This is a genomic window from Ensifer adhaerens (genome assembly GCF_013283195.1).
Taxonomy (GTDB): Bacteria; Pseudomonadota; Alphaproteobacteria; order Rhizobiales; family Rhizobiaceae; genus Ensifer; species Ensifer adhaerens_G.
Genome location: NZ_JABEKT010000006.1, coordinates 43874 through 69807, shown reverse-complemented (window position 1 = coordinate 69807; position 25934 = coordinate 43874). Strand labels below are relative to the sequence as shown.

Below are 25934 nucleotides of genomic sequence, written 5' to 3'. Positions count from 1 at the left end.
CTCAGGCTTTCAGCTTCTTGTTTTCGGGATCGACGAACACCGGATCGCAGACCTCGGCGACGACCTCGTGATCGCGCAATTTGTCCCAGACGACGATCTTTTCGCCGTAGCGCTCGCGCCCGGACTTGAGGAAGGCAAGCGCGATGTGCTGCCCCAGCACCGGCGAGTAGCCGGCGGAGCTGACCCAGCCCTGATCGTTGAGCGTCGACGGCTTCATGCCTTCCTTGAGAAGATGAGCGCCGGCACGCATGTCCTTGTCTTTATCGACAGGCTTCAGACCGACAAGCTGCATGCGGTCTGCTGCTGTCAGGCCGTAGCGCGCCGACAGGTGCTTGCCGATGAAATCGTGTTTCTGCGCGGAAAACATGCGCCCGAGCCCGGCATCGTCGGGCGTCACCCGGCCGTCGAATTCCGCATGGGTCAGAAGTCCTTTTTCGAGCCGAAGAACGTTCAGCGCCTCGACGCCGTAGGCGCAGATATCATGCGCCCGCCCCGCCTCCATGATCTGCTCGGCCACCGCCTCGCCATAACCGGCGGGAACGGCCAGCTCGAAGGCGAGTTCGCCGGAAAACGAGATGCGGAACAACCGGGCATTGATGCCGCCGCGAAGCACCATTGAACGCGCCGCCAAGAACGGGAAAACCGCTTCCGAGATGTCCTCGTCGATCAGTTGCTGCAGCACGTCACGCGCCTTCGGTCCGGCAATCGCCATCTGCGCCCATTGATCGCTCACCGAGCAGAACCGGACCTTGAGATCGGGCCACAGCACCTGCGCGCAATAGTCCATATGGGACATGACGGCGCCGGCCATGGCGGTGGTCGTCGTCACGAAGAAATGGTCTTCCGCAAATCGGCTCACGGTGCCGTCGTCGAAGACGAAGCCGTCCTCGCGCAGCATAAGTCCGTAGCGGGCCTTGCCAACCGGCAGCTTGAGCATGGGATTGCAGTAGAGCCGGTTGAGAAACTCCGCCGCATCCGCCCCGAAAACTTCGATCTTGCCGAGCGTCGACACATCGCAGAGCCCGACATTGGCGCGCACATTGAGCACCTCCCGGTCGACGCTTTCCCGCCAGGTCTTTTCGCCGGCGCGCGGGAACCAGGCCGAGCGGAACCACAGGCCGGAATCGACGAAGGTCGCGCCATTCTTCCTCGCCCATTCATGCAGGGGCGATTTGCGGGTTGGTGTCGCATGGCCGTCACGGGATGTGCCCGCAAGAGCGCCGAAGGAGACCGGCGTATAGAACGGCCGGAACGTCGTCGTGCCGACCTCGGCCGGGCTCACACCGCGCATACCGGCGAGAATGCCGACAGCATTGATGTTGGAAAGCTTGCCCTGGTCGGTCGCCATGCCGCTGGTTGTGTAGCGCTTGGCATGCTCCACATGGCCAAAACCTTCGCGCAGCGCGAGGCCGAGATCCCTGGCATGCACATCGTTCTGGAAATCGACGAAGGCTTTCGACCTGGCGCCCGGCACATACCAGAGGGCTGCGAAGGAAGGCTCTCCCTCGGTCTCGGTCTCCGTCTCCGTCACCGGCACAGGTGCTGCTGCGGCGTTGAAGCCCAGCTCGGTGGCAATCGCCGTCGCCTTCTCGACGCCGTCGCGCAGGCAGCCGGAAAGCGTATAGACACCATTGGCGGATCCGACGATACGAAGGCCGTTGCCGACATTCGGCGCTGAGAATGCCTTCAGCTCCTCCGACCACACCGGCCGGGCACCGCGCTGACAAGCGAGATGAATGACCGGGCTCCAGCCACCGGACATGCCGAGCGCATCGCAGCCAATCAGTTCCTCGAAACCGGAGCGCTCGACGACAATGCCGGACAACCGCTGCCGGCCCTTGGTGTCGACGACCGCGCCGGAACGGATCACCCGCACGCCATCGGGCGCCGCGTCGCTCGCATCCGCACGGCTGTCGACGATCGCCGAGATCGTCACCCCTTTAGCCGACAGGCCACGCGCTGTGCGATAACCGCTGCTGCCGCTGGTGAAGATCGCCACCGATTTGCCGGCGGAAACGCCATAGCGCTCAGCGTAAGTCGAAACGGCGCCGGCCATCATGACGCCGGGACGGTCGTTGCCTCCGAACACCAGCGGTCGCTCTTCGGCGCCGGTCGCCAGCAAGGCGCGTTTGGCCGCAATGCGCCAGACGCGTTCGGTGGGCAGCTTGGCCGAGGGGTCGGCGACATGTTTCTGCACCCGCTCGACGGCACCGAAGACATTGTCGTCATACCAGCCGAAGACAGTGGTTCGCGACAGAAGCGTGACGTTGTCGAGAGACTGCAATTCGGCGACGACCCGCTCGGCAAAGGCCGATGCGGGCGAACCGTCAACCGTTTCCGTTTCCGACAGAAGCGATCCGCCCAGACGAAAATCCTCGTCGGCAAGGATGACGCGAAGACCGGCGCGGCCGGCGATCAGGGCAGCCATCAACCCCGCGGGGCCGCCGCCGACGATGAGCAGATCGCAAAAGGCCCAGGACTTTTCGTAGCTCTCCGGGTCGCGTTCGAGCACGGCCCGCCCGAGACCGGCTGCCCGCCGGATCACCGGCTCATAAAGCTTTTCCCAAAGCTGCTTCGGCCACATGAAGGTCTTGTAGTAGAAGCCGGCGCCAAGAAACGGCGAAAGCAGGCCGTTGACCGCGCCGACATCGAAACCGAGCGAGGGCCAGCGGTTCTGGCTCTTCGCCGTCAGACCGGCATAAAGCTCGGCGACCGTCGCCTTGGTGTTCGGATCGCTGCGGGCGCCCGAACCGAGGGTTACGAGCGCATTCGGTTCCGACGGCCCGGCGCTGACGATGCCGCGCGGCCGGTGGTACTTGAAGCTGCGGCCGACCAGCAGCTGGTCGTTGGCAAGGAGTGCGGAGGCAAGCGTATCGCCGGCAAATCCGCGCAGCGGCCGTCCGTCGAAGGTGAAGCTCAAGACCTTGCTGCGATCGACAAGGCCGCCGGAGGACAGGCGATAGGCGGTCATCGCTGTGCCTCCCTCGCCGCGGCAGCACCATCGACAACCGAATAGACCTCGTGAGTGACGGTATCGCGCTCGACAACAAGGAAACGGCGACAGCCGGCAACGTGATGCCAATGCTCGACCGTCCGGCCCCGGGGATTGGCGCGGACATAGACATAGTCATGCCAGGCTTCATCCGATGCCGAGGGCGCCGGTCGAACGAGCGACGCGTCGCCGCGGATTGCGAACTCTTCCTTCGGGCGGACCCCGCAATGGGGACAGGTGATCAGGCTTGCCATTGTCTTCCGTATCCTGGAGCCTCAACGCGGCTCGCTCATATTCCCGGACTGCCGGATGGTCGCCACCCGACAGACGCCGCTCTAGTGAAGGTTCGGCTGAGGGCCGGCACCGGCCTCGTCGACCGCGTAGCCGCGCGCGAAACGATCGAGCCGCAGGGCGCGCGCCACCGGATGGGTGTCGTTCCTGGCAATCAGATGCGCGAAACAATAGCCGGACGCCGGCGTCGCCTTGAAGCCGCCATAGCACCAGCCGCAATTGAGGTAGAGGTTGTCGATCGAGGTGCGGTCGATGATCGGCGAGCCATCCATGCTCATGTCCATGACGCCGCCCCAGGCGCGCAGCACCCGGACACGCGACAGGCCAGGGATCATCGATACCCCCTCCTCCATCACATGTTCGGCAGTCGCCAGGTTGCCGCGCTGGGCATAGGACGAGTAGCCGTCGATCTCCGCGCCGAAGACCAGCCCGCCCTTGTCCGACTGCGAGATGTAGAAATGCCCGCCGCCATAGACGATGACGTGATCGATGCAGGGCTTCAGCCCCTCGGTCACGAAGGCCTGCAGCACGTGGCTTTCAAGCGGCAGCTTCAGGTCCGCCATCTCGCCGACCCGCGAAGAATTGCCGGCAGCCGCCAGCGCCAGCTTGCCGCAGCCGATGAAACCCTTCGACGTTTCGACGCCGGTAACGACGCCGTTTTCGCGGCGAATGCCGGTGACTTCGCAATGTTCGATGATATCGACGCCGTGCTGGTCGGCGCCGCGGGCATAACCCCAAGCGACGGCATCATGGCGGGCCGTGCCGGCGCGGCGCTGCAGAAGGCCGCCGAGGATCGGGTAGCGCGCATGGTCGTAATTGAGGAAGGGGATCATCTTCTTCAGCTGTTCGCGCTCGATCAGCTCGGCGGACACGCCTTCCATCCACATCGCATTGCCGCGCCTGACATAGGCGTCGCGCTGGCCGTCGCTGTGGTAGAGCATGATCACGCCGCGCTGTGAGAGCATGACGTTGTAGTTCAGGTCCTGCTCCAGCCCTTCCCAGAGCTTCATCGAAAACTCGTAGAACGGCTCGTTGCCGGGCAGCATGTAGTTGGAGCGCACGATCGTGGTGTTGCGGCCGACATTGCCCGATCCGAGATAACCCTTCTCAAGCACCGCGACGTTCTTCACGCCGAATTCCTTGGCGAGATAGTAGGCGGTCGCAAGGCCATGGCCGCCGCCGCCGACAATGATCACGTCATAATGGGATTTCGGCTGCGGCTGCCGCCATTGCGGCTTCCAGTTCAGGTTTCCGGAAAGGGCGTTCCTGACGATCGAGAATGCGGAATAACGCATGAAGGCATCCAGTTCAGTTGCGTCGGCACATTTGCACAGCCGGCGCGAGGAGCAAAGATGCAAGCTTCTCGCGGTCGCAAAAATCAAGCCGGCCTTTTGCCGCAACCGCCGAAAACTTTTCGCACACGCGCCTGGGAGAGGACATTTCGCGCGAACCGTCGAAAACTATGGGCAACTTCAGCCGCGGAGTGTGCTATGGCGCGAGAAAGTCCTGAAAGACGACAAGCAATGCTCGACATTCTCAAAAAATCCGCGATTGCCGCCGGGCGCGCCATTCTCGACATCTACCACTCCGGCCCGGAGGTGCTTTACAAGCCCGACTGTTCGCCGGTGACGGATGCCGACGAATGTGCGGAGCGCATCATCCTGGCCGATCTCGCGGCCGCCTTTCCTGATATTCCTGTCGTCGCCGAGGAATCGGTGGCTGCCGGTTCGATCCCCGAAATCGCGGGCAAGTCGTTCTTCCTGGTCGATCCACTCGACGGCACCAAGGAATTCATCGGTCGCCACAACGACTTCACCGTCAACATCGCGCTGATCGAAAACGGCGCGCCGGTTGCTGGCGTCGTCTACGCGCCAGCGCTCGGCATCCTCTACGCCGCGAGCGGTGGCAAAGCGCTGAAATCGGTGGTCTCCGAGACATTTCTGGTCGAGCCGGAAACCGTGATCGGCTGTCGAATCCGCGGCGACCGGCTGGTGGCGCTGGCGAGCCGCTCGCACAACAGCACCGAGACCGTCGCCTATCTCGCCGAACATGGGATCACCGACTACGAGGCCGTCGGCTCGTCGCTCAAGTTCTGCCTGCTGGCCGAAGGGGTTGCCGACGTCTACCCGCGCTTCAGCCGCACGATGGAATGGGACACGGCCGCCGGCGATGCCATCCTGCGCGCGGCAGGCGGCGAAACGCTGACGATGGAAGGCACGCCCCTCACCTACGGCAAGCGCAACCAGAAGAACGACAGCGATTTCGCCAACCCCTGGTTCGTCTCGCGCGGCAAGGTCTGAGATCAACGCCGGTGGGCATCATGGCGGGGTCGGAACGCTAGACCGGCACCGCCTCGCCATCGCTTCGCGTCGTCTCTCCATCTGCACCGCCATCTTCTGCCGGTGGCTTGATACGGAACCAGGCGAGATAAAGCGCCGGCAGGAACAGGAGCGTCAGCACCGTTCCGACAATGATGCCGCCCATCATCGCATAGGCCATCGGCCCCCAGAAGATTTCCCGCGCGATCGGGATCAGCCCGAGGCTTGCGGCTGCGGCCGTCAGCATGATCGGCCGCATGCGATGCTCGGTCGCCTCGCGCACCGCATCCCAGGCGGCCACCCCCTCCTTGCGCAGATCCTCGATCTGCACGACGAGGATGACCGAGTTGCGGATGAGAATGCCGATCAGCGCCAGCACGCCAAGGATCGCGACAAAGCCGAGCGGTGCGCCGCTTGGAAGCAGCGCCGCGACGACGCCGATCAGCGCCAGTGGCGCCACGGCAAAGACCAGGAACAGTCGCGAGAAGCTCTGCAGCTGGATCATCAGGATCGTCGCCATCACAAACAGCATCAGGGGCACGACGGCGACGATCGGTGCCTGGCTCTTGGCGCTTTCCTCAATGGTGCCGCCGATCTCGATCCTGTAACCGTCCGGAAGCCCGGCGCCAAACGCCGCCACGTCCTTTTCCAGCTGCGCCGAAACCGTCGAGGGCTGTGCCGTACCGTTGATCGCCGCCTTGACCGTGATCGTCGGCAGGCGCGAACGGCGCCAGACGACCGGCTGCTCCATTTCGTAGCGGAAGTTGGCAACAGCCGCCAAGGGCACGGAATTGCCGTTGGCGCCGGGAAGCTGGAGATCGCGCAGCGTTTCGATCGATTGCCGCTCGGAGTCGCGCGCCCGGCCGATCACGTCGATCAGGTAGATGTCGTCGCGCACCTGTGTGACTGTCGTTCCCCCGACAATGCCGTTGAGGGCATTCGCGATATCCTGCGAGGTCACGCCGAGCTGGCGCGCCTTGTCCTGCAGCACGTCGACCTTGATCATGCGCGCCGGCTCGTTCCAGTCGAAAACGATCTCGCCCAGTTGCGGGTTGCGGCCGAGCACGGCGCTGAGATCGAGCGCATGCTTACGCACCTGTTCGATATCGGGCCCGCTGACGCGATACTGGATCGGCCGACCGACCGGCGGGCCGATGTCGAGCAACTTCACGTAAGCGTCCGTTCCCGGGAATGTCTGCTTGAGATAGGCTTGCAAGTCGGCGCGCACCTTGTCGCGGACGTCGAGCCCCTTGGTGACGATGATCATCTGGCCGAAGGAGGGGTGCGGCGGCTGAACGTCGAAGGATAGGACGAAGCGCACAGCCCCCTCGCCGACATAGCTCGACCAGCGCAACACATCCGGGTTGCCGGCAAGCTTCTCTTTCTCGAACTTCGCCATCTGTGCGTTGGTTTCCTCGATCGAGGAATTCTGCGGCAGCGACCAATCGACGATGATCTCAGGCCGGTCGGATGAGGGAAAGAACTGCTGTTGGACGAAACCCATGCCGAAGACCGAAAGGCAGAAGACGGCGACGGTGGCGATGATCGTGGTCCAGCGCCAGTGCATGCAGAGATCGAGAAGCCTGGAAAACAGCCGCCCGATCCGGCCTTTTTCTCCGGCATGCTGCTTCATCGTCTTCGGCAGGATGGTGACGCCCAGAAGCGGCGCGAAGATCACCGCAACGATCCACGAGACGAGCAGAGAAATGGCGATGACGACGAACAAGGTGAAGGTGAATTCGCCGGCCGCGCTGTTGTTGAGGCCGATCGGGATGAAACCGGCAACGGTAACGAGCGTGCCCGTCAACATCGGAAAGGCTGTCGAAGTGTAGACGTAGGTCGCCGCCTTGCGCAGCGAATCGCCGACCTCCAGCCGCGCTACCATCATTTCCACCGCAATCATCGCATCGTCGACCAGCAGGCCGAGGGCGATGATCAGCGCACCGAGCGAAACGCGCTGCAGCGAGATGCCCCAATAGGACATGAAAACGAAGGTGATCGCCAGCGTCAGCGGAATGGAAAGCGCCACGACCAGGCCGGCGCGCATGCCAAGGCTGACGAAGCTGACGGCAAGAACGATGATCACCGCTTCGAACAGCGCCTGCGTGAAGCCGGAGACCGCCTCTTCGACCACGAGCGGCTGGTCGGACACGAGGTGAACGTCGACGCCGACAGGCAACCTCTGCTCCAGGCGCTCGATCTTCCGCTCCACCGCCTTGCCGAAATCGAGCAGATTGGAACCCTGCTTCATGCCGATCGCCAGCCCGATCGCGGGCTTGCCCTCGAAGCGGAAAAGGGCGGAGGGCGGATCGACGTAGCCGCGGGTGATCGTGGCAATGTCGCTGAGACGGAAAAATCGGTCATTGACCTGCAGGTTGACCGAACGGATGCTTTCTTCCGATGAAAACTGGCCGCCGACACGAATGCTGACGCGCTCACCTTCGGTCTGGATGACGCCAGAGGGTGAGACCGCATTCTGTGCCTGCAGCGTCTCGATCACCTGCTGTTGGTTGATGCCGAGGGCTGCGAGCTGGCGCGGCGAAAACTCGAGGTAGATCACCTCGTCCTGCGCGCCGATCAGATCGACCTTGCCAATATTCGGTACCGTCAGGATATCGCGGCGCGCATCCTCGACATAGTCGCGCAGCTGCCGCGGCGTCAGCCCGTCGCCGGTGAAGGCATAGATGTTGCCGAAAACGTCGCCGAAGCGGTCGTTGAAGGCAGGCCCGATGACACCCGAAGGAAAGTCCCCGCGAATGTCGTTGATCATGTTGCGAACCGTGACCCAGGTCGCCGCCACATTGCGCGCCTTCGTCTCCGGTTTCAGGTTGACGAAGACCAGCGTCTGGCCCGGCGTCGTCATGCTCTTGGTGTAGTCGAGCGATTCCAGTTCCTCGAGCTTGCGCTCGATGCGCTCGGTAACCTGAAGCGTGGTTTCCTCGACCGACGCACCCGGCCAGGCGGCCGAGATCGTCATCGTCTTGATGGTAAAGGACGGGTCCTCCTCGCGGCCGAGCTCGACATAGGACGTAATGCCGAGCACGACGAAGACGATCATGAAGTACCAGACCATCGAGCTGTGATCGAGCGCCCAGTCCGAAAGGTTGAACTTCTTCATGAACGCGCTCCGTCGGAAATCTTTATCTTCTGGCCTTCCTCAAGGCTGTGCACGCCCGCGGTGGCAATGCGCTCTCCCGGCTTGAGCCCTGAGGTCACCGGCCTCAGGCCGCCGGCATCGGCGCCGATTTCAACTTCCCGTGCCGTGACATCACCGCCCTGTTCATTGACGATCCAGACAAAACTCTTCCCTTCCCGCTCGAACACCGCAGTCGACGGAATGAGCATGAGTTCATGCTCGGCGCCCTGTCGCGTTGCGGTAATAGTCGTTCCCAGCCTGAACCCGACAGGCGGATTGTCGAGCGCGATCTTCACGCGCCGGGTTCGGGTGACCGGGTCGGCGGCCGGCGCGATCTCGCGCACCGTGCCATTGACCTTGAGATCCGGATTGATCTGCAGCGCGACCGAGAACGGCGTGCCGATCGGAAACAGCGCGATGCCGTCGGGCACGTCGACGACCGCGTCGCGCTCGCCGGGCCTTGCAACGGTCACGACCATCTCGCCGGCCGACACCACCTGGCCGACCTCAGCTCCGGTCGCCGTAACGATGCCGTCGAAATCGGACTTCAGCTTGGTATAGGAGAGCTGTTCCTCGGACTTCGCCAGCCCCGCCGTTGCCCTTATCAGCGATGCCTGCGCCGCCTCGTGCGCTTGCTGGGCACTGTCGACTGTGGCCTGGGATTCAGTATCAGTCTTCAAGAGAGCGGTGAGCCGCTCCTCGGCGGCAGCCGCATTGGCAAGGGTTGCCTCGGCACTTGCCTGGTCGGCCTTTGCCGACCGCAGGGCCAGTTCGAAGGCAGTCGGATCGAGGGCCGCAAGCTCGGCGCCCGCGATCACCGCATCGCCGACGGTCACATCACGGGCGACGAGCCGGCCGATAACCCGGAAGCCAAGCTCCGTCTGGACCTTCGGTTGCACCGTTCCGGCAAAGCTCGCAGCCGCGTCGACGCGCTGGCTGACGACCATCGATAGCACCGGACGAGCGACCTCGGTTACCTGTTCCTCTTCCTTCTGGCATCCGACCAGCAGCAGCAATGCGGCAATCGGTATGACCAGGTGCGGGGTTCTCGACCAGCTCATTTCGCCTGCTCCTCAGCCACCGCATGCACCACCAAGCCCGGGCGCAGGAATTTGCCGCCCTCCGCCACGACCTTCTCGCCGACCGAAAGCCCGGAAGCGACGAGCACCCGGCCGCTTTCATAGGACTTGACCTCGATCGGCTTGAGGCTGACCGTGCTGTCGCTGGGATCGACGATCCAGACCGCTGGCTTGCCGTCGACGGCAGTGAGCGCCGTCCACGGCAGCGCGATGACCTTGGCCGGCTCGAAACGGGCGACACCGGTCACCGATGAACCGAGCGTCATGCGCTCCGGCGTCTCCTGCATCGCCAGCTTCACCCGCACCGTGCCGGCCTTGGCGTCTATCGTCGGGGAGATCTCGCTCACGCGAGCGATCGCCGTGACCGAGGGGTCGCTGACCAGCGCCAGTGTCACATCCTCGCTCGCCGGCCTCATGAACAACAACCCCTCGTGAACATTGAAGATGGCGTCCCGCGGACCGTCCTTGGCAACGGAGAACATGGTTTGCGCCGCCTGCACGACCTGTCCCACCTCGGCATGTCGGACGGTAACGATCCCCGCGGCACTCGAGCGCAATTCGGTGTAGGAAAGAGCGGTGCGCGCACTCTCGAGTTCCGCATTGGCGGCGTCCAAAGCACTTGCCGCCGTGCGCGCGGCAGTCTCGGCCTGGTCGAGATCACGGCGCGTCGTAAAGCCCTGCGTCATCAGGGTGTTCTGCCGGGTCAATGTCGCCTGGGCCTGCCGCAATTGCGCTTCTGCGGCCTTTACCGCCGCTTCGGACGCTTGAACATCGGCCTCCTGCTCGCGCGGATCGATCTTCGCCAGAAGCTCGCCGTCCTCGACATGGGCGCCGACATCCGCGAACCACTCTGTCACCTGGCCGCTAACGCGAAAGGCAAGGTTCGCCTGCACATGCGCCACGACTTCACCGGTCAGGGTGACGGTCTGCTGGTAATCGGTGAGCGCCGCTTCAACGATCCGAACGGTTGTTTCCGGCCTTGCGGCTTCCGCCTCCTGCTTCTCGCACGAGGCCAGCAAGATCGTCGAGGCGAGCACGATTGCCCAACCACAGTGCCGCACGCTGCATGTGAATTGCGCCATACGCTCCACCCGGCTCCAGCATTGATCGAGGCATTTTCGAATGCCCGCCAACAGACAAGATGCGCCTCGCCTTCGTCGCGAGGATGCCAACAAAGTCGCATACTTGGCCGGTGTCTGGAAGTCCTCAGTCTGCAAACAGCGCTGCGACCGATGGTGGCGGCGCTGCTCGACACACGCGGTGAAGAAACACAGGGCGCGGCGGCTAAACGCCCTCGCGCCTGGTGGCCGTGGCGATCAGATTACCGATCGAGCTCTCGTTGAACGGTTTGTCGATCCTGGGGACGCCGCGCAGATGCGCCGGAAAGATCTCCGCATCGCCGTAGCCGCTGGTAAAGCCGAAGCATATGCCGCGGGCAATGATCGCGTCGGCAACCGCAAAGCTCGTCTCATTCTCGAGATTGACATCGAGCATGATGAAATCGAACGTCTGTGCCGAAATGAGCTGCATCGCCTGCTCAGCGTTGGTCGCGATCTGCACGTTGGAGATCCCGATGGATGTCAGGATTTCCTCCGCATCCATCGCGATGATGAAATTGTCTTCCAGAACGAGCACAGTTCTGATCGACGGTGGAATCTCGATCGTTGGCATTCGGTCCACCTTTCGCGAGAACCATGCGGCGGCCGCAGGAGCAGCCGCCGCAATCAACCTTGATCTATACCCCCCGCGAAACCACCCGGCATTTAAAAAAGACATGTTGGAAACGGTCAGCGATTTTGCCGCATCCTCACTCTGGCAAACGAAGGAACAAGGTGCTCGGCGGGGCGTTCAATAGCACGCGGCGCATCGACGGCCGAAAGCCGCAATCGCGGCCGCGTCTCGACACCCAGGATGAATTTCCGAAACCGATTGGAGAAAGATCATGGCACAGGCAGCCTCCGTGCTGAAACCGAAGGTCAAGGACGAGGAATTCGACATCGGGCTGAAGAAAGCCTATCGCCAGCAGATGGCGGCCGCCCTCTCCGACATTCTCGCCGACACCTACAAGCTCGTCATCAAGAGCCACATCTACCACTGGAACGTCGTCGGCCCGCTGTTCAAGCCGCTGCATGAGCTGACCGAAGAGCATTACAATACCCTGTTCAAGGCGACCGACATCATTGCAGAACGCATCCGTGCGCTTGGCCATCTCGCTCCGGCAAAGCTCGGCGAGGCCAACCAGTTCGCTCCGGCGAGCGCGTCGGTCAACCACACGACGGCGGCCGATATGGTCGCAGACCTCATTGCCGACCACGAGGCAGCCGTGCGGCGCATGCGCGAAGCGGGCGTGAAAGCCGATGAGAATGACGACCTTGTGACGACGGACATGCTGACCGATCGCCTCACCTTCCACGAAAAGGCACTGTGGATGCTGCGAGCGATCGTCGCCGCCTGACATCGTCAACCATGACGCGTCAAGTGGAGCCCCGCCATCCGGCGGGGCTCCTTGCGTCTTGCGTCTACCCGGCAAAGTGTCAGATCAACGGCCGCTTGGTCTCACTAAAACCTTCCCAGCCGGCGATTGCCAGCAGGCCGTCGATGTCGCGAACGTTGCAGCCCTTGTCGGCCCAACGGATCATGCCGCGCTCGGCCAGCTTCTTCAGCGTCTTGTTGGTGTGGACGATCGAAAGGCCGAGCGTATCGGCCACGTGCTGCTGGGTGATCGGGATTGCCACGCGGCTGCCGTTGAAGAGGTCGAGCGCCTTGGCGCGCTGGTAAAGGAAGGCGATGAGATAGGCGGCGCGCTCCAGCGCAGACCGCCGCCCGATGCTCAAGAGGTTCTCGTCGAGGATGCGCTCTTCGCGCGCAGCAATCCACGTCAGATCGTAGGCGAGGTCGGGATAGCTGCTGTAGAGCCGATTAAGCTTGCCGCGTTCGAACACACAGAGCGTGACGGGGGAGAGCGCCTCGATCGAGTGCTGCATTTCCCCCATCAGGCTGCCCTGCAACCCGACGAGATCGCCGGGCATGATGTAGTTGAGGATCTGCCTGCGGCCATCATCGAGCATCTTGTAGCGAAAGCCCCAGCCGGTCAGCACCGTAAAAAGATGGGCGCTGTGCGAGCCTTCCACCAGGATCGTCGCCCCGCTGTCGACCGCGAGTTCGCCGGTCTTGAATTCCGAAATGAAAGCCAGCTCGTCCGCGGTAAATGCCCTGAAGTGATCGAGCTTGCGCAAGGGACAGCTTTCACAGGGGATACGTTTGTCGTTGCGGGTTGCCGTTCCGGCCATCAATCCATCCGATACATGTTGCGGCAGGCCACTTCGGCTACCAAGGTCCTGATCGGAACTAGCGTGCACCGACGGGGCGGCAAGGTTTGCCCTGCCAAAAACGGATAGATTTCAGGTGCTTCATTGTTTCAGGCATGTCCTGTGACGATGGACAGCCATCAGGTCGTGCCCTATCTCTTGCGTCAGATCCTGCCCGCTGGAGCCGCCGCCATGTCTCATCCCGCCTTTGCCGCCGATCACCTTGCCGTCGTCACCGGTGCCGCCTCCGGCATCGGCCTTGCCAGCGCCCGCCGCTTCGCACGGCTCGGGATGCGCGTCGTGCTAGCCGATCTCGAGGGTGAACGCCTGGCGCAAGCCGCAGCCGAGGTCTCCGAGCTTTCGCCGCATGGCACGACGTACGTTGTCGCCATTCCCACCGATGTCTCCCGCCTTGAGAATATCGAAGCGCTGCTGCACGCCGTGCGCGAGCGCTTCGGGTCCGTCCACGTGTTGATGAACAATGCCGGCATTCAGCCGGGCAGCGCCATGTTCGGTCCGCAGGCAAACTGGGAGGCGGTGCTCGCCGTCAATCTCTGGGGCGTCATCAATGGTTCGCGCGTCTTCGCGCCGCACATGACTGCCCATGGGCAACCGGCCGTGATCATCAACACCGGCTCGAAGCAGGGCATCACCACGCCTCCCGGCGATCCCGCCTACAATGTTTCGAAGGCCGGCGTGAAGGCGTTCACCGAGGCGCTCGAACATGACCTGCGCAACATCGCCGGCGGACAGGTCCACGCCCATCTGCTCATTCCCGGTTTCGTCTATACGTCGCTCACCGCCAATGGCCGCACGGAAAAGCCCGAGAGTGCCTGGACGCCGGATCAGACCGTCGACTTCATGATGGAAAGCCTGGAGCGCGGCGATTTCTATATTCTCTGCCCTGACAACGAAGTCGTGAGGTCCACCGACGAGAAGCGCATCCTGTGGGCGGCCGGCGACATCGTCGAGAACCGACCGCCGCTGTCGCGCTGGCATCCGGATTTTGCCGATGCCTTCAAGGCCTTCCTCTCCAAGGACCGGAACTGATTTTCCGCCCGCGTTGAACACAGCGTTCTCCGCCGGGGTTCTGGCGCGGATGACCTGCATGTGGTTTGTGAGCGCATCATATCGGGAGACGACACATGACGAGCGGCATCCACCACATCACGCTGATTGCCCGCAAGGTGCAGGCGAACGTCGATTTTTACGTCGGCTTTCTCGGCCTGCGCCTCGTCAAGCGGACCGGCGGCTACGAGGATGCGACCCAGCTCCATCTCTTCTACGGCGACGCCGAAGGGTCCCCCGGCTCGCTTGTCACTTTCCTGATGTGGGAAGACGGCGCACCCGGCCGCGTCGGCCACGGCCAGCCGAGCGAAATCGCCTTTGCCATCGCGCCTGAAAGCATCGGCTTCTGGCTGACGCGCGCATTGCAGCACAACATCAAGATCTCTGGTCCGGCCCAGGAATTCGGCGAGCCGGTACTGCGGCTGAAGGACCCGGACGGTGTCATCGTCAAGCTTGTTGGAACGGCCACTCTTTCGGCAGCCTCGCCCTGGAGCACGCGCGACATTCCCGAAGCGGACGCCATCCGGCGCCTGCGCGGCGCGACGATCCTGACGGAGCAGCCGGCCGACTCCGCCCGCTTCCTCGCCGAGCATTTCGGCTATGTCGAAACCGGCGCCACCGACACCATCCGTCGCTTTACCTCGCAATCAGGCGACATTATCGACGTGCGCGACGCCACCGGCTTCTGGACCGCAGCACCCGGCACCGGCACGATCGATCACATCGCCTTTCGCGCCCCCGACAAGGAAACCGTGCTGAAGGTTCGCGACGACCTGAAGCGCGACGATGCCACCGTCAACGCCCATGATCGCAAGTACTTCTATTCGCTCTACGCCCGCGAACCCGGCGGTTCGCTCTACGAATTTGCCACGGACAAACCCGGCTTCACCTTGGATGAACCGAAGGAAACGCTCGGCACGCAGCTGTTCATCCCGGCCCACTTCGCCGATCGCACCGCGGAAACGCTGGTCAGCCTGCCGCAATTCGCGCTGCCGGGCGAGCCGCGCTTGACGGAGCGCGACCTGCCCTTCGTTCACCGCTTCTATCATCCGGAGACGCCCGACGGCCGCACCTTCGTGCTTCTGCACGGCAGCGGCGGCAACGAGACGCAACTGCTGCACCTCGGCCATCAGGTTGACGATAAAGCCACGCTACTCGGCGTTCGCGGCCGCTCCACCGAAGAAGGCTCGCCGCGCTGGTTCAGGCGCTATTCCTCGACCACCTTCGACCAGAAGGACGCGCGCGCCGAAGCCGATGCCTTTGCTGCCTTTCTCGAAGGCGCGCGCGACGGCTACGGTATCGATCTGTCAAAGGTCGTGTTCATCGGCTATTCGAACGGCGCCAACCTGCTGGTCGCGCTGATGACGCTGCATCCCGGTCTGATCCGGAACGTGGTGCTGATGCGCTCGATGCTCGTGCTGGACGATATGCCGGCGCCGGATCTCGCCGGCACCAACATCCTGCTTCTGACCGGCAAGACCGACGGTTACGGCCAGTTCGCGCCACGGCTCAAGGCGGAGCTTGGCAAGACCGGGGCGAACGTGACAACCCTCGACCTGGACATGGGCCACGAGATCGGCGCCCCCGACATCGCCGCCATCCAGCAGTGGTTGGAAGAAAAAGGCGCCTGAGGGTTCCCAATCAGCCGGCGGTTTCCGGTGCCATCGCCGCGGCCGCTCCGCACCCTCCGTCATGCTCGGGCTTGCCCCGAGCATCCATATGCTGGCGGCCACACGAAGATCGGTTAGGCGCAACAATGATGGATCCTCGGGTCAAGCCCGAGGATCACAAACGTTGGTTTTTCGCGAGAGCATTTCTTGCAGAAAGTGCGAAGCGGCTCGCGTCAGGAAGAGCGTAAAAAGCAGGAGATGGGTTGTTTCCATGGCCGCACCTAAATAAAGCCGCCCTATAACTGCAGCTCCTAACGACTGCTCTCCGCCCCCGCAAAGTCCGCAAAAGCTTTGACGAATGCGCGCAGCCTAGCGCCGGCTTCGGCATCGCTCAGCGTCCCATTCTCGTCAAACAGGGTTTCCGCCCGCGGCAGCATGAGCCGTTTGCCCGACCAGAGTTCGGCGCCAAGCGTGCGCATGACCGGCAGCCAGGCATTCTGGCTGAGGATCGTGCCGAAATTGCCCGGCGACGTGCCGGCAAGCGCAAAATGCCGGCCGCGAAACACCTTGGCGATATCGGCCGACGGCCGGCTCAGCCAGTCGATCGCGTTCTTGAAGACGCCGGGCATCGAGTTGTTGTATTCGGGCGTGAACAGGATCACGCCATCGGCGGCCATGATCTTTTGCTTCAGGCCGGTGACCGCTTCAGGGATTCCGTCCTTTGCCTCGACATCGCCGTCATAGAGCGGAATGCCGTGGAGCGTCGCGGTTTCGAATTCGACACCATCGGGCGCGTCAACTGCCGCCGCCTGCATCAGGCCGGTGTTGAACGACGCCTTCCTGAGGCTTCCTGAAATGCCGAGGATTTTCACCATGATCTGAGCCCTTGTTGCGCGTTGCCGCCATCATGGGTCGGCACGGCGGGAAAGCCAATGGGATCAGTGGGATATAGACGAAAAAGCCGGGGACGAGCCCCGGCTTTCTGTTTTTCATCATTATTCCAGCGGCTTCAGCCGCGCCTCGATCTGGGCCCGCTTCGGCTCCAGGAACGGCGGCAGCGACAGGCTTTCACCCAACGTCTCCATCGGTTCGTCGACGGCAAAACCAGGCCCGTCGGTGGCGATCTCGAAGAGCACGCCGTTCGGCTCGCGGAAATAGAGCGAGCGGAAATAGTAGCGTTCAACCTCGCCGCTCGACGGCAGGCGGAAGCCCTGCAGGCGCTCGGTCCACGCCGTCAGCGCGTCGGTATCCGGTGCCCGGAAGGCGACGTGATGCACGGCGCCGGCGCCCTGGCGGGCAATCGGCAGGCCCGGCTGGACAGCCACGTGCAGTTCGGCCGCCGGACCGCCCTCACCCATCGAGAACACATGAACCTCGCCCTCACCATCCGGCGACGGATAGCGTCTCGCCTCAGTCATGTTCATCACCTGCGTCAACACCAGTTCGGTGTTGGTGATGTCGGGCACGCTGATAGTGATGGGACCAAGTCCCTTGATCTGGTGCTCTGAGGGAACCGGGCTCTTTTCCCAGGGGTGCGAGGGCGAAAGTCCGCCATCGTCGATCAACCGGAAACGCTGGCCTTCGCCGTCCTCGAAGTCGAGCGAGGTGCGGCCATCGATGTCACTGACGTCGCCGGCAGTCACCTTCATCTCATCGAGACGTCCCTTCCACCAGCGAACGCTGTCGGCGCTGCCGACCCGCAGGCCAGTGCGCGAGATGCTGTGCGTACCGCGACCTTCGCGACCAACCGGCCAGTCGAAGAAGGTCAGGTCCGTGCCGGGCGTGGCTTGGCCGTCTGCGTAAAACAGGTGATAGGCGGTGGTATCGTCCTGGTTGACGGTCTTCTTGACCAGCCGCAGCCCGAGAACCTTGGTGTAGAAACGCAGGTTCTCCGGCGCATTCGCCGTGATCGCCGTCAGATGATGAATACCCGTCAGTTGCAAGCTCATGATTGCCTCCAATGTGTGGCTTTTCCGTTGAGCACAATATGGGTCGGCACGGCACTATCAAAAGGAGACAATCAAGAACGGATTGTTCTTCCCCGGGGAACGATCTCAGGCACGGTTCAGATCGCCGAGATAGGTATTTTCCAGCCGCGAGACCGCGAAGCTCGCAGGCTCGATATCGGCAAACATCAGCGTTTCATGGGCCGCGTCGCCCTTTGCCAGCACCTGTCCGTCCGGAGAGGCGATGCGCGACAGGCCGGCAAAGGAAAACAGCGGATCGGAACCGCAATGGTTGATATAGGCCACGAAGACCTGGTTCTCGAAGGCCCGTGTCTGGATCATGTGATCGGCGATGAAGGTTCCCGACCATCCGGCCGGCAGCGCCGTCGGCACCAGAACGGCCTCGGCGCCGGCCAGGGCCAGCCGACGCACATTCTCCGGAAACTCGACGTCGTAGCAGATCAGCATGCCGCAGGTGACGCCGCGATGGACGAAGAGCTTCGTCGACGGTCTCTCCGGCGCAAAATGCGAGCGCTCGTAGTCGCCATAGAGATGCGATTTCCGGTAGACCGTCGGCTTCGCATCACCATCAACATGGACGGCGCTGTTATAGACGACGTCCCCGTCCCGCTCGGCAAACCCGGCGATCAGCGCGATACCGGTTTCCCGCGATATCTCCAGCAGGCGTCGGACGATCGGTCCATCGATCGGTTCGGCGAGAGCGCGGATCGCATCCCCCGCCCCATAGCCGGTGAGCCCGAGTTCCGGCGTCAACAAAAGCGTCGCGCCCTTCGACGCCGCTTCCCTTGCCGCCCGCGCGAGGCGGTCGAGATTGGCGGCAACGTCGCCGCAGGCCGATTGCATCTGGAGAGCGGCGAGTTTCATCATTTTCCGTCCGATGACATGGCGCCAAGCAGCTTCGGCAGGTCACCGAAACGGGCAACGAGACCGAAGATCACGGCGGCGGTGGTGACAAACAGAACGGTCACCGATGCCATCGTCGGCGTGTAGCCGTAGCGAAGCGCGTTGAAGATCTTGATCGGCAATGTTTCCATGGTGAAGCCGACCGTCATGTAGGCAACGATGTATTCGTTGAGCGAGAGCACGAAGGCGAAGGCGTAGCCGGAGACTATGTAAGGCAGGATCAGCGGCAGGACGACGGTGCGGAAGATCGTGCGCTCGTCGGCGCCCATCGTCGAGGCCGCCTCGACCAGCGACCGGTCGATAGAGGTAAAGCCGAGCGACAAGGTCACCAGCGGGAGGGTGACGAAGAAGATCGCGTGGCTGACGACCGCGGTCCATGGCTGACCGTAAAAGCCGACGGTCGCCCAGAAGGTGAGCATGCCAAGCGCGGTGATGACGGGCGGAAGCGTGAAGGGCGCAACGCCGAGCACCTGGAAAATGTTGGCCCAGGGTGCGATGCGCCGCCAGAGGAACCAGGCGAGCGGCAGCGCGATGGCAACCGCGAGCGCCGCTGACAAGAGCGCCAGCGTAACGGAGGCAAACAGCGCGCTGCGCCATTCGGGATTGAAAAAGATCTCGCCGTACCAGGAGAGCGAAAAGCCTTGTGGCGGGAAGGCCAGCGTCTGCTTGGCGTTGACCGAGACGCCGGCAACGACAATGATCGGCAGCGCCAGGAACAGCCCGATCAGGAAGAAATAGGCCTTGCGGAAGATCGAGGTCATGCCGCTTCTCCCTTGCGTCCGGCAATCACGGTCAGCGCCACGAGCCCAAGCGTCACCAGCACCAGGAACACCGCCATCGCCGCAGCGAAAGGCATGTTCGACTGGTAGATCGCCTGGTCGGTGATCAGCACCGACAGCGTCCAGTGCTGCGGCCGGCCGAGCAATTGCGGCAACAGGTAGGAGCCGAGCGCGAAGATGAACACCATGATCAGCGTGGCGGTGATGGTGTTTCTGAGCGCCGGCACGACGACGGTGAAAAAGGCCTTGAGCGGCGACGCACCAAGGGTGCGGGCCGCCTCCGTCAGGGTCGGATCGAGCCGCACGAGCGCCGGGAAAAGCACCAGAACCGTATAGGGAAATGCTTGATAGACCATGCCGGTCAGCACCGCGCCAAAGCTCGGCGTCAGTGCCTTTGCCTCGCTCATGATGCCGAGAGCCACGAGAATGTTGGTGATCCCTGCGGTGCGCGAAAACAGCGTCGACCAGGCAAAGCCGATGATGACTTCCGATAGCGACAGGATCGACAGCAGCGCCACAAGCCAGACCACCTGCACCTTCCGGCCCATGCGCGTCAGCATGTAGGTGAAGGGCAGCGCCAGCACGACGCAGCAGATCGCGACGGTGATCGCCAGGAACAGCGAAAAGCCGAGCACGCCGCCGAAGAAAGCGGAAAGGAAGCGCGCATAATTGTCGAAGACGAAGGCCGGCGTGTAGAAACCACCCTGCAGACGCTGGAAAAAGCTGACGGCGATCATCGTGCCGAAGGGGACGACGAAGAAGATCGTCAGCATCGCCGCGGGAAAGAGAAGCGGCGCGTAGTCGCCGAGTTTTTGCGGAGGTTCGCGTCTCATTTCTTCAGCACCACGCAAACGTCAGGCGTGAGCGCGATACCGACCTCCTGGCCGACGGTGACGTCTGGCCGGGCGCGCGGCGTCGAGACCGCGACGATCTGACGGCCGGCAATGTCGACGAAGGTTTCGATCGTGCCGCCGAGATCGCGCACGAAGGTGACCTTGCCCGAGAGCGCGCCGGCGCCCGGCGCCGTCAGGTGCACGTCTTCAGGGCGAACCGACAGCGTTCCCTTGGATGCACCCGCCGGCAAGGCGAGGCCGGCAATCGGCTGGCCCAGCACCTCGACGCGGCCCGCGCTGTCGGCCTGCACCTCGAGCAGATTGGTCTGGCCGATGAAGTCGGCGACAAAACTATCGGCAGGGCGGCGGTAGATCTCGATCGGCGATGCGGCCTGGCGGATTTCGCCGCCGTTCATGACGACGACCGTGTCGGCCATGGTCATCGCTTCGCGCTGGTCGTGGGTGACGACGATGGTGGTGATCCCCAGTTTCTGCTGCAGCTGGCGCAATTCCACCTGCATCGCCTCGCGCAGCTTGGCATCCAGTGCCGAAAGCGGCTCATCGAGCAGGAAAAGCTTGGGCGAAATCGCAAGTGCCCGGGCAATCGCCACGCGCTGGCGCTGGCCGCCGGAAAGCTTGGCAACGGGTCTGTCGGCATAGCCGGTGAGATGGATCATCGACAGCAGCTCATCGACCCGCTTCTTCTGGTCCTCCTTTGCCGCACCGCGGATGCGCAAGGGATAGGCGATGTTCTCGCCGACGGTCAGATGCGGGAACAGTGCCAGCGACTGGAACACCATGCCGAGATTGCGCTTATGCGTCGGCACATGGGTGATGTCTTCGCCATCGAGCCGGATCGCCCCGCCGGTCGGCAGGTCAAGGCCGGCAATCATGCGCAGAAGCGTGGTCTTGCCGCAGCCGGAAGGCCCGAGCATGCAGACGAACGTCCCATGCGGTACGTTGAGCTCGACATTGTTGACGGCTCTAAACGACCCGAATTCCTTGACGACGTTTTGAAGGGCAAGTCCGGACATTGTCTCTCCGCGGAATAGTCCCCTCCCGTTTGCGGGAGGGGTGGTAAGAGGCAATGCCCCTTGAGTTAAGCTCCGGCCCTCCCCTCAAAAGGCGGAGGGCCAACGTCTTGCCATCAGCCGACGATCAGCTCGGTCCACTTCTGGTTCAGCCAATCGGACTTGGACTGGTATAGGTCGTAGCGCGGCACGATCGGCTCGATATCCGACGAAACGGCTGCGAATTCCTTGTCCGTCAGGTCGGTGACTTCGCGCTTGACGGTCGGCGACGTGCCGACCTTGCGCGACAGCGTTGCCTGGATCGAAGGCTGGCACATGTAGTCGATGAAGATATGGGCTTCCTCGGACTTCTGCGACGCACGCGACAGCGCCCAGCAACCGGAATCCTGGATGCCGCCTTCCTTCGGGAAGGTCGAGCGCACCGGATTGCCGTCAGCAGCCGCAAGGCCGGTCACGTCGTGGTAGTACTGGCCCATCGGGATTTCGCCCGACTTCAGCGACTGCTCGAACTGCGCCTCGTCGCGGTACCAGAGCCGGACGTTCGGCTTCACTTCGGCAAGCTTGTCGAACACCTTGAGGATGCCCTCTTCGGTGTCGAGCGCATTGGTGCCGCCGAAGAAGGTCTTGGCGGTCACTTCGAGCAGGAACGAGTTGGAAACCAGCGCCAGCAGGCCAAGCTTGTCGGCGTTTGCCGGATCCCAGAACGCAGCCCAAGAGGTCGGCGCTTCCTTGTAGACGTCGGTGTTGGTGACGAGGGTGATGTACCAGGAGACGGCACCGATGCCGGCCACGCGTCCGTCAGGGTACTTGTTGATGAAGCGGTCGAGCAGGTTCGAGCTGTTCTTGATCTTCGACATGTCGATCGGCGTCCACAGCTCGGTCGACTGGCCCTTAAGCATTGCGACCTGCGACATCATCGAGACGTCGGCAGGCGCCTGGCCGGCGCGGGCTGCCTGTTCCAGCTGGACGAGCCAGGCTTCGCCGGTCGGCTCGGCGATCGATTCGACCGCGATGCCCGTCGCCTTGGTGAATTCCGGGAAGATGTTCTTGTCGAACGAGGTTTTGAAATAGCCGCCGTAAACGCCGACCTTCAGCGACTTGTCCTGGGCGCGCAGCACCGAGGGCATCGCCAGCATCGAGGCGCCGGCAAGGCCCGCGCCGAGCAGCGTGCGGCGCTTGATGGAAGTTGTAATCATCGTCTGTCTCCTTTGTTTCGGCGGTGATCCGCCTTGTTCCCTGTTCTCGTTGATTTCTTGCACATTTTCGGTCTCAGTGCGCGGGTATTTTGCGCTCCAGCATGCGTGCATATTGCGTCAGCGGATAGCACAGCACGAAGAAGATCACCGCAACCAGCCCATAGACCGTGAAAGGTTCGAAGGTTGCATTATTGATCGCATTCGCGGTTCTGAGAAGCTCCTCGAAGCCGATGATCGACGTCAGCGCCGTGCTCTTGATGAGCTGGACGAGAAAGCCGACGGCCGGCGGCCGGGTGATCGCAAACGCTTGCGGCAGGATCACCAGGCGCAGTTCCTGCAACCGGTGCAGACCCAGGCTGGCACCGGCATCCCACTGGCCGAGCGGCAGCGCTTCGACGCCGCCGCGCCAGATTTCGGCGAGATAGGCGCTGGCATAAAAGGTCAGCCCCAGTGCCGCAGCCGTCCATGGCTCGATGCGAAAGCCGAGCATCGGCAGGCCGAAGAACATCAGGAACAGCTGCATCAACAGTGGCGTGCCCTGAAACAAGGCGATGTAGCCCGAACCGAACCGACGCAGCCACTTCTGTTTCGAGATGCGGGCAAACAGGATCAGGAGGCCGACGGCAGCGCCGCCGGCAAAGGCGACAGCCGACAGAAGCACCGTCCAGCGGGTGGCGAATACCAGGTTGCGCAGGATGTCCCAGAAGGTGAATTCGATCATGACACGCCCGCTCCCAGCATGCGCCTGCCGCCGGCGACAAACAGCCGACGGATGGCCATCGACAGAGCCAGATAGATCAGCGTGACGACAAAATAGGTCTCGAAGGACCGGAAGGTGCGTGCCTGCAAGAGGTCAGCCTCATGGGCGAGTTCGCGCACTGCGATCTGCGACACGACGGCCGATTCCAGCATCATGATGATCACCTGGCTGATCAGCGCCGGGAAGATGACTTTCAGCGCCTGTGGCAGGATGATCTTGACGAAAACCTGACGTGGCCTGAGGCCGAGCGCATAGGCCGCCTCGCCTTGGCCTTTCGGCACGGCGTCGAGGCCGGCGCCAACGATCTCCGTGGTGTAGGCGGCCATATTGAGCGTCATCGCCAGGATCGCGGCAACGACCGGATCGAGCCTGATGCCGATGCTCGGCAGGCCGAAGTAGATGAAGAACAGCTGCACCAGAAACGGCGTGTTGCGGATCATCTCGACATAGACCGCAACCGCCTTGCGCAGGATGCCGTAGCGGCTGCGACGGGCGGCGGCAAAGAGAATGCTGATCACGATGCCGAGCACCGTGGTGCAGGCGATCAGGAAGAGCGTCATCATGGCGCCATGGGCAATCGCGCCCGCGGCATCCCGAAGCCACCCGAAATCGAGGCTGTAACCCATCGTCGCAACCTTTCCCCGAAAGGCCCACGGAGACGCCAAGTCCCCGTGGGCGTCAAGAGCTGATTAGTCCTTGAGGTTTTCGGGGTTGAGCGGCGTCTTCAGCCAGGCCTCGGAGCTGGCGTTCAGCTTGCCGTCGGCCAGCATCTTGGCAACGGCGTCGTTGACGGCCGTCTTCAGTGCTTCCTCGTTCTTGTTGAGGCCGATATGCGACGGCGAGGTCAGGAGCTGGAACTTCTGCTCCGGCTTCAGCGCCTCCTGGCGGGCCAGCACCTGCGCGCCGACGTCGTTGCCGACGACCATCAGCTGGGTCTGGCCGGAGATGAACGCCTGGATCACGGCATTGTAGTTGTCGAAGCGCTGGATCGCGGCGGTCGACGGGGCCGCCTCGGTCAGCGACGTATCTTCCAGCGTGCCGCGGTTGACGGCGATGGTCTTGTCGGCGAGGTCTTCCTTACCGGCAACCTTGAGCTCAGCCGGGCCGATGACGGCGATGTAGTAGGGCGCGTAGGCGGCTGCGAAGTCGATCACTTCGGCGCGCTCCTTGGAGAACCCGACGCTCATCAGGATGTCGACGCGCTTGTCGTTGAGATAGGGAATGCGGTTCTGGCCGGTGACGCTGACGAGGTTCAGCTTGACGCCGAGACCATCGGCGATCTGCTGGGCAACGTCGACGTCATAGCCCTTGATGCTCATGTCGGCGCTGGCCGAGGAGAAGGGCGGGAAGTCGGAGAAGATGCCGACCTTGATCTCGCCGGCCGACTTGATGTCGGCGAGCGCGTCGGCACGGGCGATACCGGTTGCAGCACCGAGCATGAGCGCGGCGGCGAAGGCTGCTTTCATTGTCTTTTGAAGTGTCATTGTCGTTCCCCTGTCTGGAAGCATTGTTGATTGTGGGCATTTTCTGGCCGGCTGCCGCTTCCAGTCCGGCAGCCGACGAATCTTTCTCTAAAGTGTCAAGCCGATTTGCCTGTGACAGCAGGGCTGAACACCATGAGGCTGAGGATTTCGAACAGAACCTGAGCGCCGGCATGCGCCGTGTTGGTGGTCGCATCATATTGCGGCGCGACCTCGACGACATCGCCGCCGACAAGGTTGATGCCCTTGAAGCCGCGGATCAGTTCCAGCACTTCGCGGGTGGTAAGGCCGCCGACTTCGGGCGTGCCGGTGCCCGGCGCAAAGCTCGGGTCGAGGCTGTCGATGTCGAAGGAGAGATAGGTCGGGCCGTCGCCGACGATCTTCTTCGCCTTCTCGATGATCGCGGGAATGCCGAGACCGGTCACTTCCTCCGCATGGATCACGGTCATGCCGGACTCGTAGGAGAACTCCCAGAGATACTCGGCCGAGCCGCGGATGCCGATCTGTACGACGCGGGTCGGGTCGAGCACACCGTCAAGCACCGCGTTGCGGAACGGGCCGCCATGGTGGAACTTGGTCAGGTCGTAGGCGCCGCCGGTGTCGCAATGGGCATCGATGTGGATCATGCCGACAGGCTTGTTCTTGCCGACGGCCTTCAGGATCGGGTGGGTGATCGAATGGTCGCCACCGACAGACAACGGGATGACGCCGGCATCGACGATCTGGTTGATGCGCTTTTCGATGTCGTCGTGGCTGAGCTCCAGCCGGTAGCGGCTCTGGAACGGCACGTCGCCGATGTCGGCAACGCGCAACTCGTGAACCGGCGCGCAGCCGAGCACGTGGTTATAGGGGCCGATACGCTCGATCGAACGCAGCGCCCGCGGTCCGAAACGCGAGCCCGGACGGTTGGTGACGCCGAGATCCATGGGAATGCCGACAATCGCGACCTGCAGATTGCCGAAATCAGGCTCGTCGGCATCGATGGCCATATGCGGCGCGGTCAGGAAGGTCGGGATGCCGGAATAGGGCGCAAGGCGGGTGCCGCTCTTCGTGAAGATCTTGTCGGCAACGCGGCGGAAGGTCGGGTCGAACAGCTCGCCGCCATGGCTCTCGCCGTATTTCGCCTTGAGTTCGCCAAGCTTCTTATCGTCCCAGGCCATCCACAATCCTCCGTCACGTCAG

General features: G+C 62.9%; 23 protein-coding genes. 4 read left to right on the top strand and 19 right to left on the bottom strand.

The genetic code is table 11. The features are described 5' to 3' along the window. Position 1: 1 nt before the first annotated feature. From LPJGGPFB_RS31660 to LPJGGPFB_RS31650, 3 genes are all read right to left on the bottom strand, one after another. A complete protein-coding gene (locus LPJGGPFB_RS31660) occupies positions 2-2971 on the bottom strand; it encodes a sarcosine oxidase subunit alpha family protein (protein WP_173423882.1) in 2970 nt (989 codons plus the stop codon). Then, positions 2968-3246, bottom strand: coding sequence for a sarcosine oxidase subunit delta (locus LPJGGPFB_RS31655; RefSeq protein ID WP_173423881.1), 279 nt, complete (start codon positions 3244-3246; stop codon positions 2968-2970). The genes LPJGGPFB_RS31660 and LPJGGPFB_RS31655 overlap by 4 nt, the downstream gene beginning before the upstream one ends. An 81-nt stretch (positions 3247-3327) precedes the next feature. Next, on the bottom strand, positions 3328-4578 hold the full coding sequence (locus LPJGGPFB_RS31650; RefSeq protein WP_173423880.1) for a sarcosine oxidase subunit beta family protein: 1251 nt from the start codon (positions 4576-4578) through the stop codon (positions 3328-3330). 228 nt (positions 4579-4806) lie between these two features. Between LPJGGPFB_RS31650 and cysQ the strand changes: the two genes are divergently transcribed. Continuing rightward, complete coding sequence (cysQ, locus tag LPJGGPFB_RS31645; RefSeq protein ID WP_173423879.1) at positions 4807-5583, top strand: 3'(2'),5'-bisphosphate nucleotidase CysQ; 777 nt, start codon at positions 4807-4809, stop codon at positions 5581-5583. 37 nt (positions 5584-5620) lie between these two features. Here the strand turns inward: cysQ and LPJGGPFB_RS31640 are convergent, their stop codons facing one another. The 4 genes from LPJGGPFB_RS31640 to LPJGGPFB_RS31625 all read right to left on the bottom strand — a co-directional run bounded on the left by LPJGGPFB_RS31640 (position 5621) and on the right by LPJGGPFB_RS31625 (position 11487). Beyond that, the gene (locus LPJGGPFB_RS31640; protein ID WP_173423878.1) at positions 5621-8719 is read right to left on the bottom strand and encodes an efflux RND transporter permease subunit; all 3099 of its coding nucleotides are present in this window, start codon (positions 8717-8719) and stop codon (positions 5621-5623) included. Beyond that, entirely contained in the window at positions 8716-9798 is a 1083-nt protein-coding gene (locus LPJGGPFB_RS31635) for an efflux RND transporter periplasmic adaptor subunit (RefSeq protein ID WP_173423877.1), read from the bottom strand. Before LPJGGPFB_RS31635 ends, LPJGGPFB_RS31640 begins: the two co-directional genes overlap by 4 nt. After that, positions 9795-10898: an efflux RND transporter periplasmic adaptor subunit gene (locus LPJGGPFB_RS31630; RefSeq protein WP_173423876.1), complete on the bottom strand. Its 1104-nt coding sequence runs from the start codon at positions 10896-10898 to the stop codon at positions 9795-9797. The genes LPJGGPFB_RS31635 and LPJGGPFB_RS31630 overlap by 4 nt, the downstream gene beginning before the upstream one ends. Positions 10899-11100: 202 nt before the next feature. Next, complete coding sequence (locus LPJGGPFB_RS31625; RefSeq protein WP_173423875.1) at positions 11101-11487, bottom strand: response regulator; 387 nt, start codon at positions 11485-11487, stop codon at positions 11101-11103. A gap of 271 nt (positions 11488-11758) precedes the next feature. Between LPJGGPFB_RS31625 and LPJGGPFB_RS31620 the strand changes: the two genes are divergently transcribed. Beyond that, complete coding sequence (locus LPJGGPFB_RS31620; protein WP_173423874.1) at positions 11759-12271, top strand: Dps family protein; 513 nt, start codon at positions 11759-11761, stop codon at positions 12269-12271. A 79-nt stretch (positions 12272-12350) separates the two neighbouring features. Here LPJGGPFB_RS31620 and LPJGGPFB_RS31615 read toward each other — a convergent pair whose 3' ends face one another. Beyond that, entirely contained in the window at positions 12351-13106 is a 756-nt protein-coding gene (locus tag LPJGGPFB_RS31615; RefSeq protein ID WP_173423873.1) for a Crp/Fnr family transcriptional regulator, read from the bottom strand. 210 nt (positions 13107-13316) lie between these two features. Between LPJGGPFB_RS31615 and LPJGGPFB_RS31610 the strand changes: the two genes are divergently transcribed. Then, positions 13317-14174 carry an SDR family NAD(P)-dependent oxidoreductase gene (locus tag LPJGGPFB_RS31610; protein WP_173423978.1) on the top strand — a complete coding sequence of 286 codons (858 nt, stop codon included), beginning with the start codon at positions 13317-13319 and terminating at the stop codon, positions 14172-14174. Positions 14175-14269: 95 nt separating this feature from the next. Continuing rightward, the gene (locus LPJGGPFB_RS31605) at positions 14270-15823 is read left to right on the top strand and encodes a VOC family protein (protein ID WP_173423872.1); all 1554 of its coding nucleotides are present in this window, start codon (positions 14270-14272) and stop codon (positions 15821-15823) included. A 290-nt stretch (positions 15824-16113) separates the two neighbouring features. On the opposite strand, the gene LPJGGPFB_RS31600 is transcribed toward LPJGGPFB_RS31605, so the two are convergent. From LPJGGPFB_RS31600 to speB, 11 genes are all read right to left on the bottom strand, one after another. Then, complete coding sequence (locus tag LPJGGPFB_RS31600) at positions 16114-16677, bottom strand: NADPH-dependent FMN reductase (RefSeq protein WP_173423871.1); 564 nt, start codon at positions 16675-16677, stop codon at positions 16114-16116. Between the two features lie 120 nt (positions 16678-16797). Then, on the bottom strand, positions 16798-17751 hold the full coding sequence (locus LPJGGPFB_RS31595; protein ID WP_173423870.1) for a ring-cleaving dioxygenase: 954 nt from the start codon (positions 17749-17751) through the stop codon (positions 16798-16800). A gap of 105 nt (positions 17752-17856) precedes the next feature. Continuing rightward, positions 17857-18636, bottom strand: a complete 780-nt coding sequence (locus LPJGGPFB_RS31590) for a carbon-nitrogen hydrolase family protein (protein ID WP_173423869.1) — start codon at positions 18634-18636, stop codon at positions 17857-17859. Then, positions 18633-19433, bottom strand: coding sequence for an ABC transporter permease (locus LPJGGPFB_RS31585; RefSeq protein ID WP_173423868.1), 801 nt, complete (start codon positions 19431-19433; stop codon positions 18633-18635). Before LPJGGPFB_RS31585 ends, LPJGGPFB_RS31590 begins: the two co-directional genes overlap by 4 nt. Continuing rightward, on the bottom strand, positions 19430-20284 hold the full coding sequence (locus LPJGGPFB_RS31580) for an ABC transporter permease (RefSeq protein WP_173423867.1): 855 nt from the start codon (positions 20282-20284) through the stop codon (positions 19430-19432). Before LPJGGPFB_RS31580 ends, LPJGGPFB_RS31585 begins: the two co-directional genes overlap by 4 nt. Then, positions 20281-21318 (bottom strand): ABC transporter ATP-binding protein, encoded by a 1038-nt coding sequence (locus LPJGGPFB_RS31575; protein ID WP_173423866.1) that lies wholly within the window; start codon positions 21316-21318, stop codon positions 20281-20283. Before LPJGGPFB_RS31575 ends, LPJGGPFB_RS31580 begins: the two co-directional genes overlap by 4 nt. A gap of 113 nt (positions 21319-21431) precedes the next feature. Beyond that, a complete protein-coding gene (locus tag LPJGGPFB_RS31570; RefSeq protein WP_173423865.1) occupies positions 21432-22511 on the bottom strand; it encodes an ABC transporter substrate-binding protein in 1080 nt (359 codons plus the stop codon). 73 nt (positions 22512-22584) lie between these two features. Beyond that, a complete protein-coding gene (locus tag LPJGGPFB_RS31565; protein WP_173423864.1) occupies positions 22585-23232 on the bottom strand; it encodes an amino acid ABC transporter permease in 648 nt (215 codons plus the stop codon). After that, the gene (locus LPJGGPFB_RS31560) at positions 23229-23897 is read right to left on the bottom strand and encodes an amino acid ABC transporter permease (RefSeq protein WP_173423863.1); all 669 of its coding nucleotides are present in this window, start codon (positions 23895-23897) and stop codon (positions 23229-23231) included. Before LPJGGPFB_RS31560 ends, LPJGGPFB_RS31565 begins: the two co-directional genes overlap by 4 nt. Before the next feature lie 63 nt (positions 23898-23960). Further along, entirely contained in the window at positions 23961-24755 is a 795-nt protein-coding gene (locus tag LPJGGPFB_RS31555) for a transporter substrate-binding domain-containing protein (RefSeq protein ID WP_173423862.1), read from the bottom strand. Between the two features lie 95 nt (positions 24756-24850). Beyond that, positions 24851-25912 carry an agmatinase gene (gene speB, locus LPJGGPFB_RS31550; RefSeq protein WP_173423861.1) on the bottom strand — a complete coding sequence of 354 codons (1062 nt, stop codon included), beginning with the start codon at positions 25910-25912 and terminating at the stop codon, positions 24851-24853. Positions 25913-25934 lie beyond the last annotated feature (22 nt).

Excerpts from the sequence above, each read along its gene's own strand:
- LPJGGPFB_RS31660 (WP_173423882.1), bottom strand. The coding sequence starts at position 2,971 with ATGACCGCCTATCGCCTGTCCTCCGGCGGCCTTGTCGATCGCAGCAAG.
- LPJGGPFB_RS31655 (WP_173423881.1), bottom strand. The coding sequence starts at position 3,246 with ATGGCAAGCCTGATCACCTGTCCCCATTGCGGGGTCCGCCCGAAGGAA.
- LPJGGPFB_RS31650 (WP_173423880.1), bottom strand. The coding sequence starts at position 4,578 with ATGCGTTATTCCGCATTCTCGATCGTCAGGAACGCCCTTTCCGGAAAC.
- cysQ (WP_173423879.1), top strand. The coding sequence starts at position 4,807 with ATGCTCGACATTCTCAAAAAATCCGCGATTGCCGCCGGGCGCGCCATT.
- LPJGGPFB_RS31640 (WP_173423878.1), bottom strand. The coding sequence starts at position 8,719 with ATGAAGAAGTTCAACCTTTCGGACTGGGCGCTCGATCACAGCTCGATG.
- LPJGGPFB_RS31635 (WP_173423877.1), bottom strand. The coding sequence starts at position 9,798 with ATGAGCTGGTCGAGAACCCCGCACCTGGTCATACCGATTGCCGCATTG.
- LPJGGPFB_RS31630 (WP_173423876.1), bottom strand. The coding sequence starts at position 10,898 with ATGGCGCAATTCACATGCAGCGTGCGGCACTGTGGTTGGGCAATCGTG.
- LPJGGPFB_RS31625 (WP_173423875.1), bottom strand. The coding sequence starts at position 11,487 with ATGCCAACGATCGAGATTCCACCGTCGATCAGAACTGTGCTCGTTCTG.
- LPJGGPFB_RS31620 (WP_173423874.1), top strand. The coding sequence starts at position 11,759 with ATGGCACAGGCAGCCTCCGTGCTGAAACCGAAGGTCAAGGACGAGGAA.
- LPJGGPFB_RS31615 (WP_173423873.1), bottom strand. The coding sequence starts at position 13,106 with ATGGCCGGAACGGCAACCCGCAACGACAAACGTATCCCCTGTGAAAGC.
- LPJGGPFB_RS31610 (WP_173423978.1), top strand. The coding sequence starts at position 13,317 with ATGTCTCATCCCGCCTTTGCCGCCGATCACCTTGCCGTCGTCACCGGT.
- LPJGGPFB_RS31605 (WP_173423872.1), top strand. The coding sequence starts at position 14,270 with ATGACGAGCGGCATCCACCACATCACGCTGATTGCCCGCAAGGTGCAG.
- LPJGGPFB_RS31600 (WP_173423871.1), bottom strand. The coding sequence starts at position 16,677 with ATGGTGAAAATCCTCGGCATTTCAGGAAGCCTCAGGAAGGCGTCGTTC.
- LPJGGPFB_RS31595 (WP_173423870.1), bottom strand. The coding sequence starts at position 17,751 with ATGAGCTTGCAACTGACGGGTATTCATCATCTGACGGCGATCACGGCG.
- LPJGGPFB_RS31590 (WP_173423869.1), bottom strand. The coding sequence starts at position 18,636 with ATGATGAAACTCGCCGCTCTCCAGATGCAATCGGCCTGCGGCGACGTT.
- LPJGGPFB_RS31585 (WP_173423868.1), bottom strand. The coding sequence starts at position 19,433 with ATGACCTCGATCTTCCGCAAGGCCTATTTCTTCCTGATCGGGCTGTTC.
- LPJGGPFB_RS31580 (WP_173423867.1), bottom strand. The coding sequence starts at position 20,284 with ATGAGACGCGAACCTCCGCAAAAACTCGGCGACTACGCGCCGCTTCTC.
- LPJGGPFB_RS31575 (WP_173423866.1), bottom strand. The coding sequence starts at position 21,318 with ATGTCCGGACTTGCCCTTCAAAACGTCGTCAAGGAATTCGGGTCGTTT.
- LPJGGPFB_RS31570 (WP_173423865.1), bottom strand. The coding sequence starts at position 22,511 with ATGATTACAACTTCCATCAAGCGCCGCACGCTGCTCGGCGCGGGCCTT.
- LPJGGPFB_RS31565 (WP_173423864.1), bottom strand. The coding sequence starts at position 23,232 with ATGATCGAATTCACCTTCTGGGACATCCTGCGCAACCTGGTATTCGCC.
- LPJGGPFB_RS31560 (WP_173423863.1), bottom strand. The coding sequence starts at position 23,897 with ATGGGTTACAGCCTCGATTTCGGGTGGCTTCGGGATGCCGCGGGCGCG.
- LPJGGPFB_RS31555 (WP_173423862.1), bottom strand. The coding sequence starts at position 24,755 with ATGACACTTCAAAAGACAATGAAAGCAGCCTTCGCCGCCGCGCTCATG.
- speB (WP_173423861.1), bottom strand. The coding sequence starts at position 25,912 with ATGGCCTGGGACGATAAGAAGCTTGGCGAACTCAAGGCGAAATACGGC.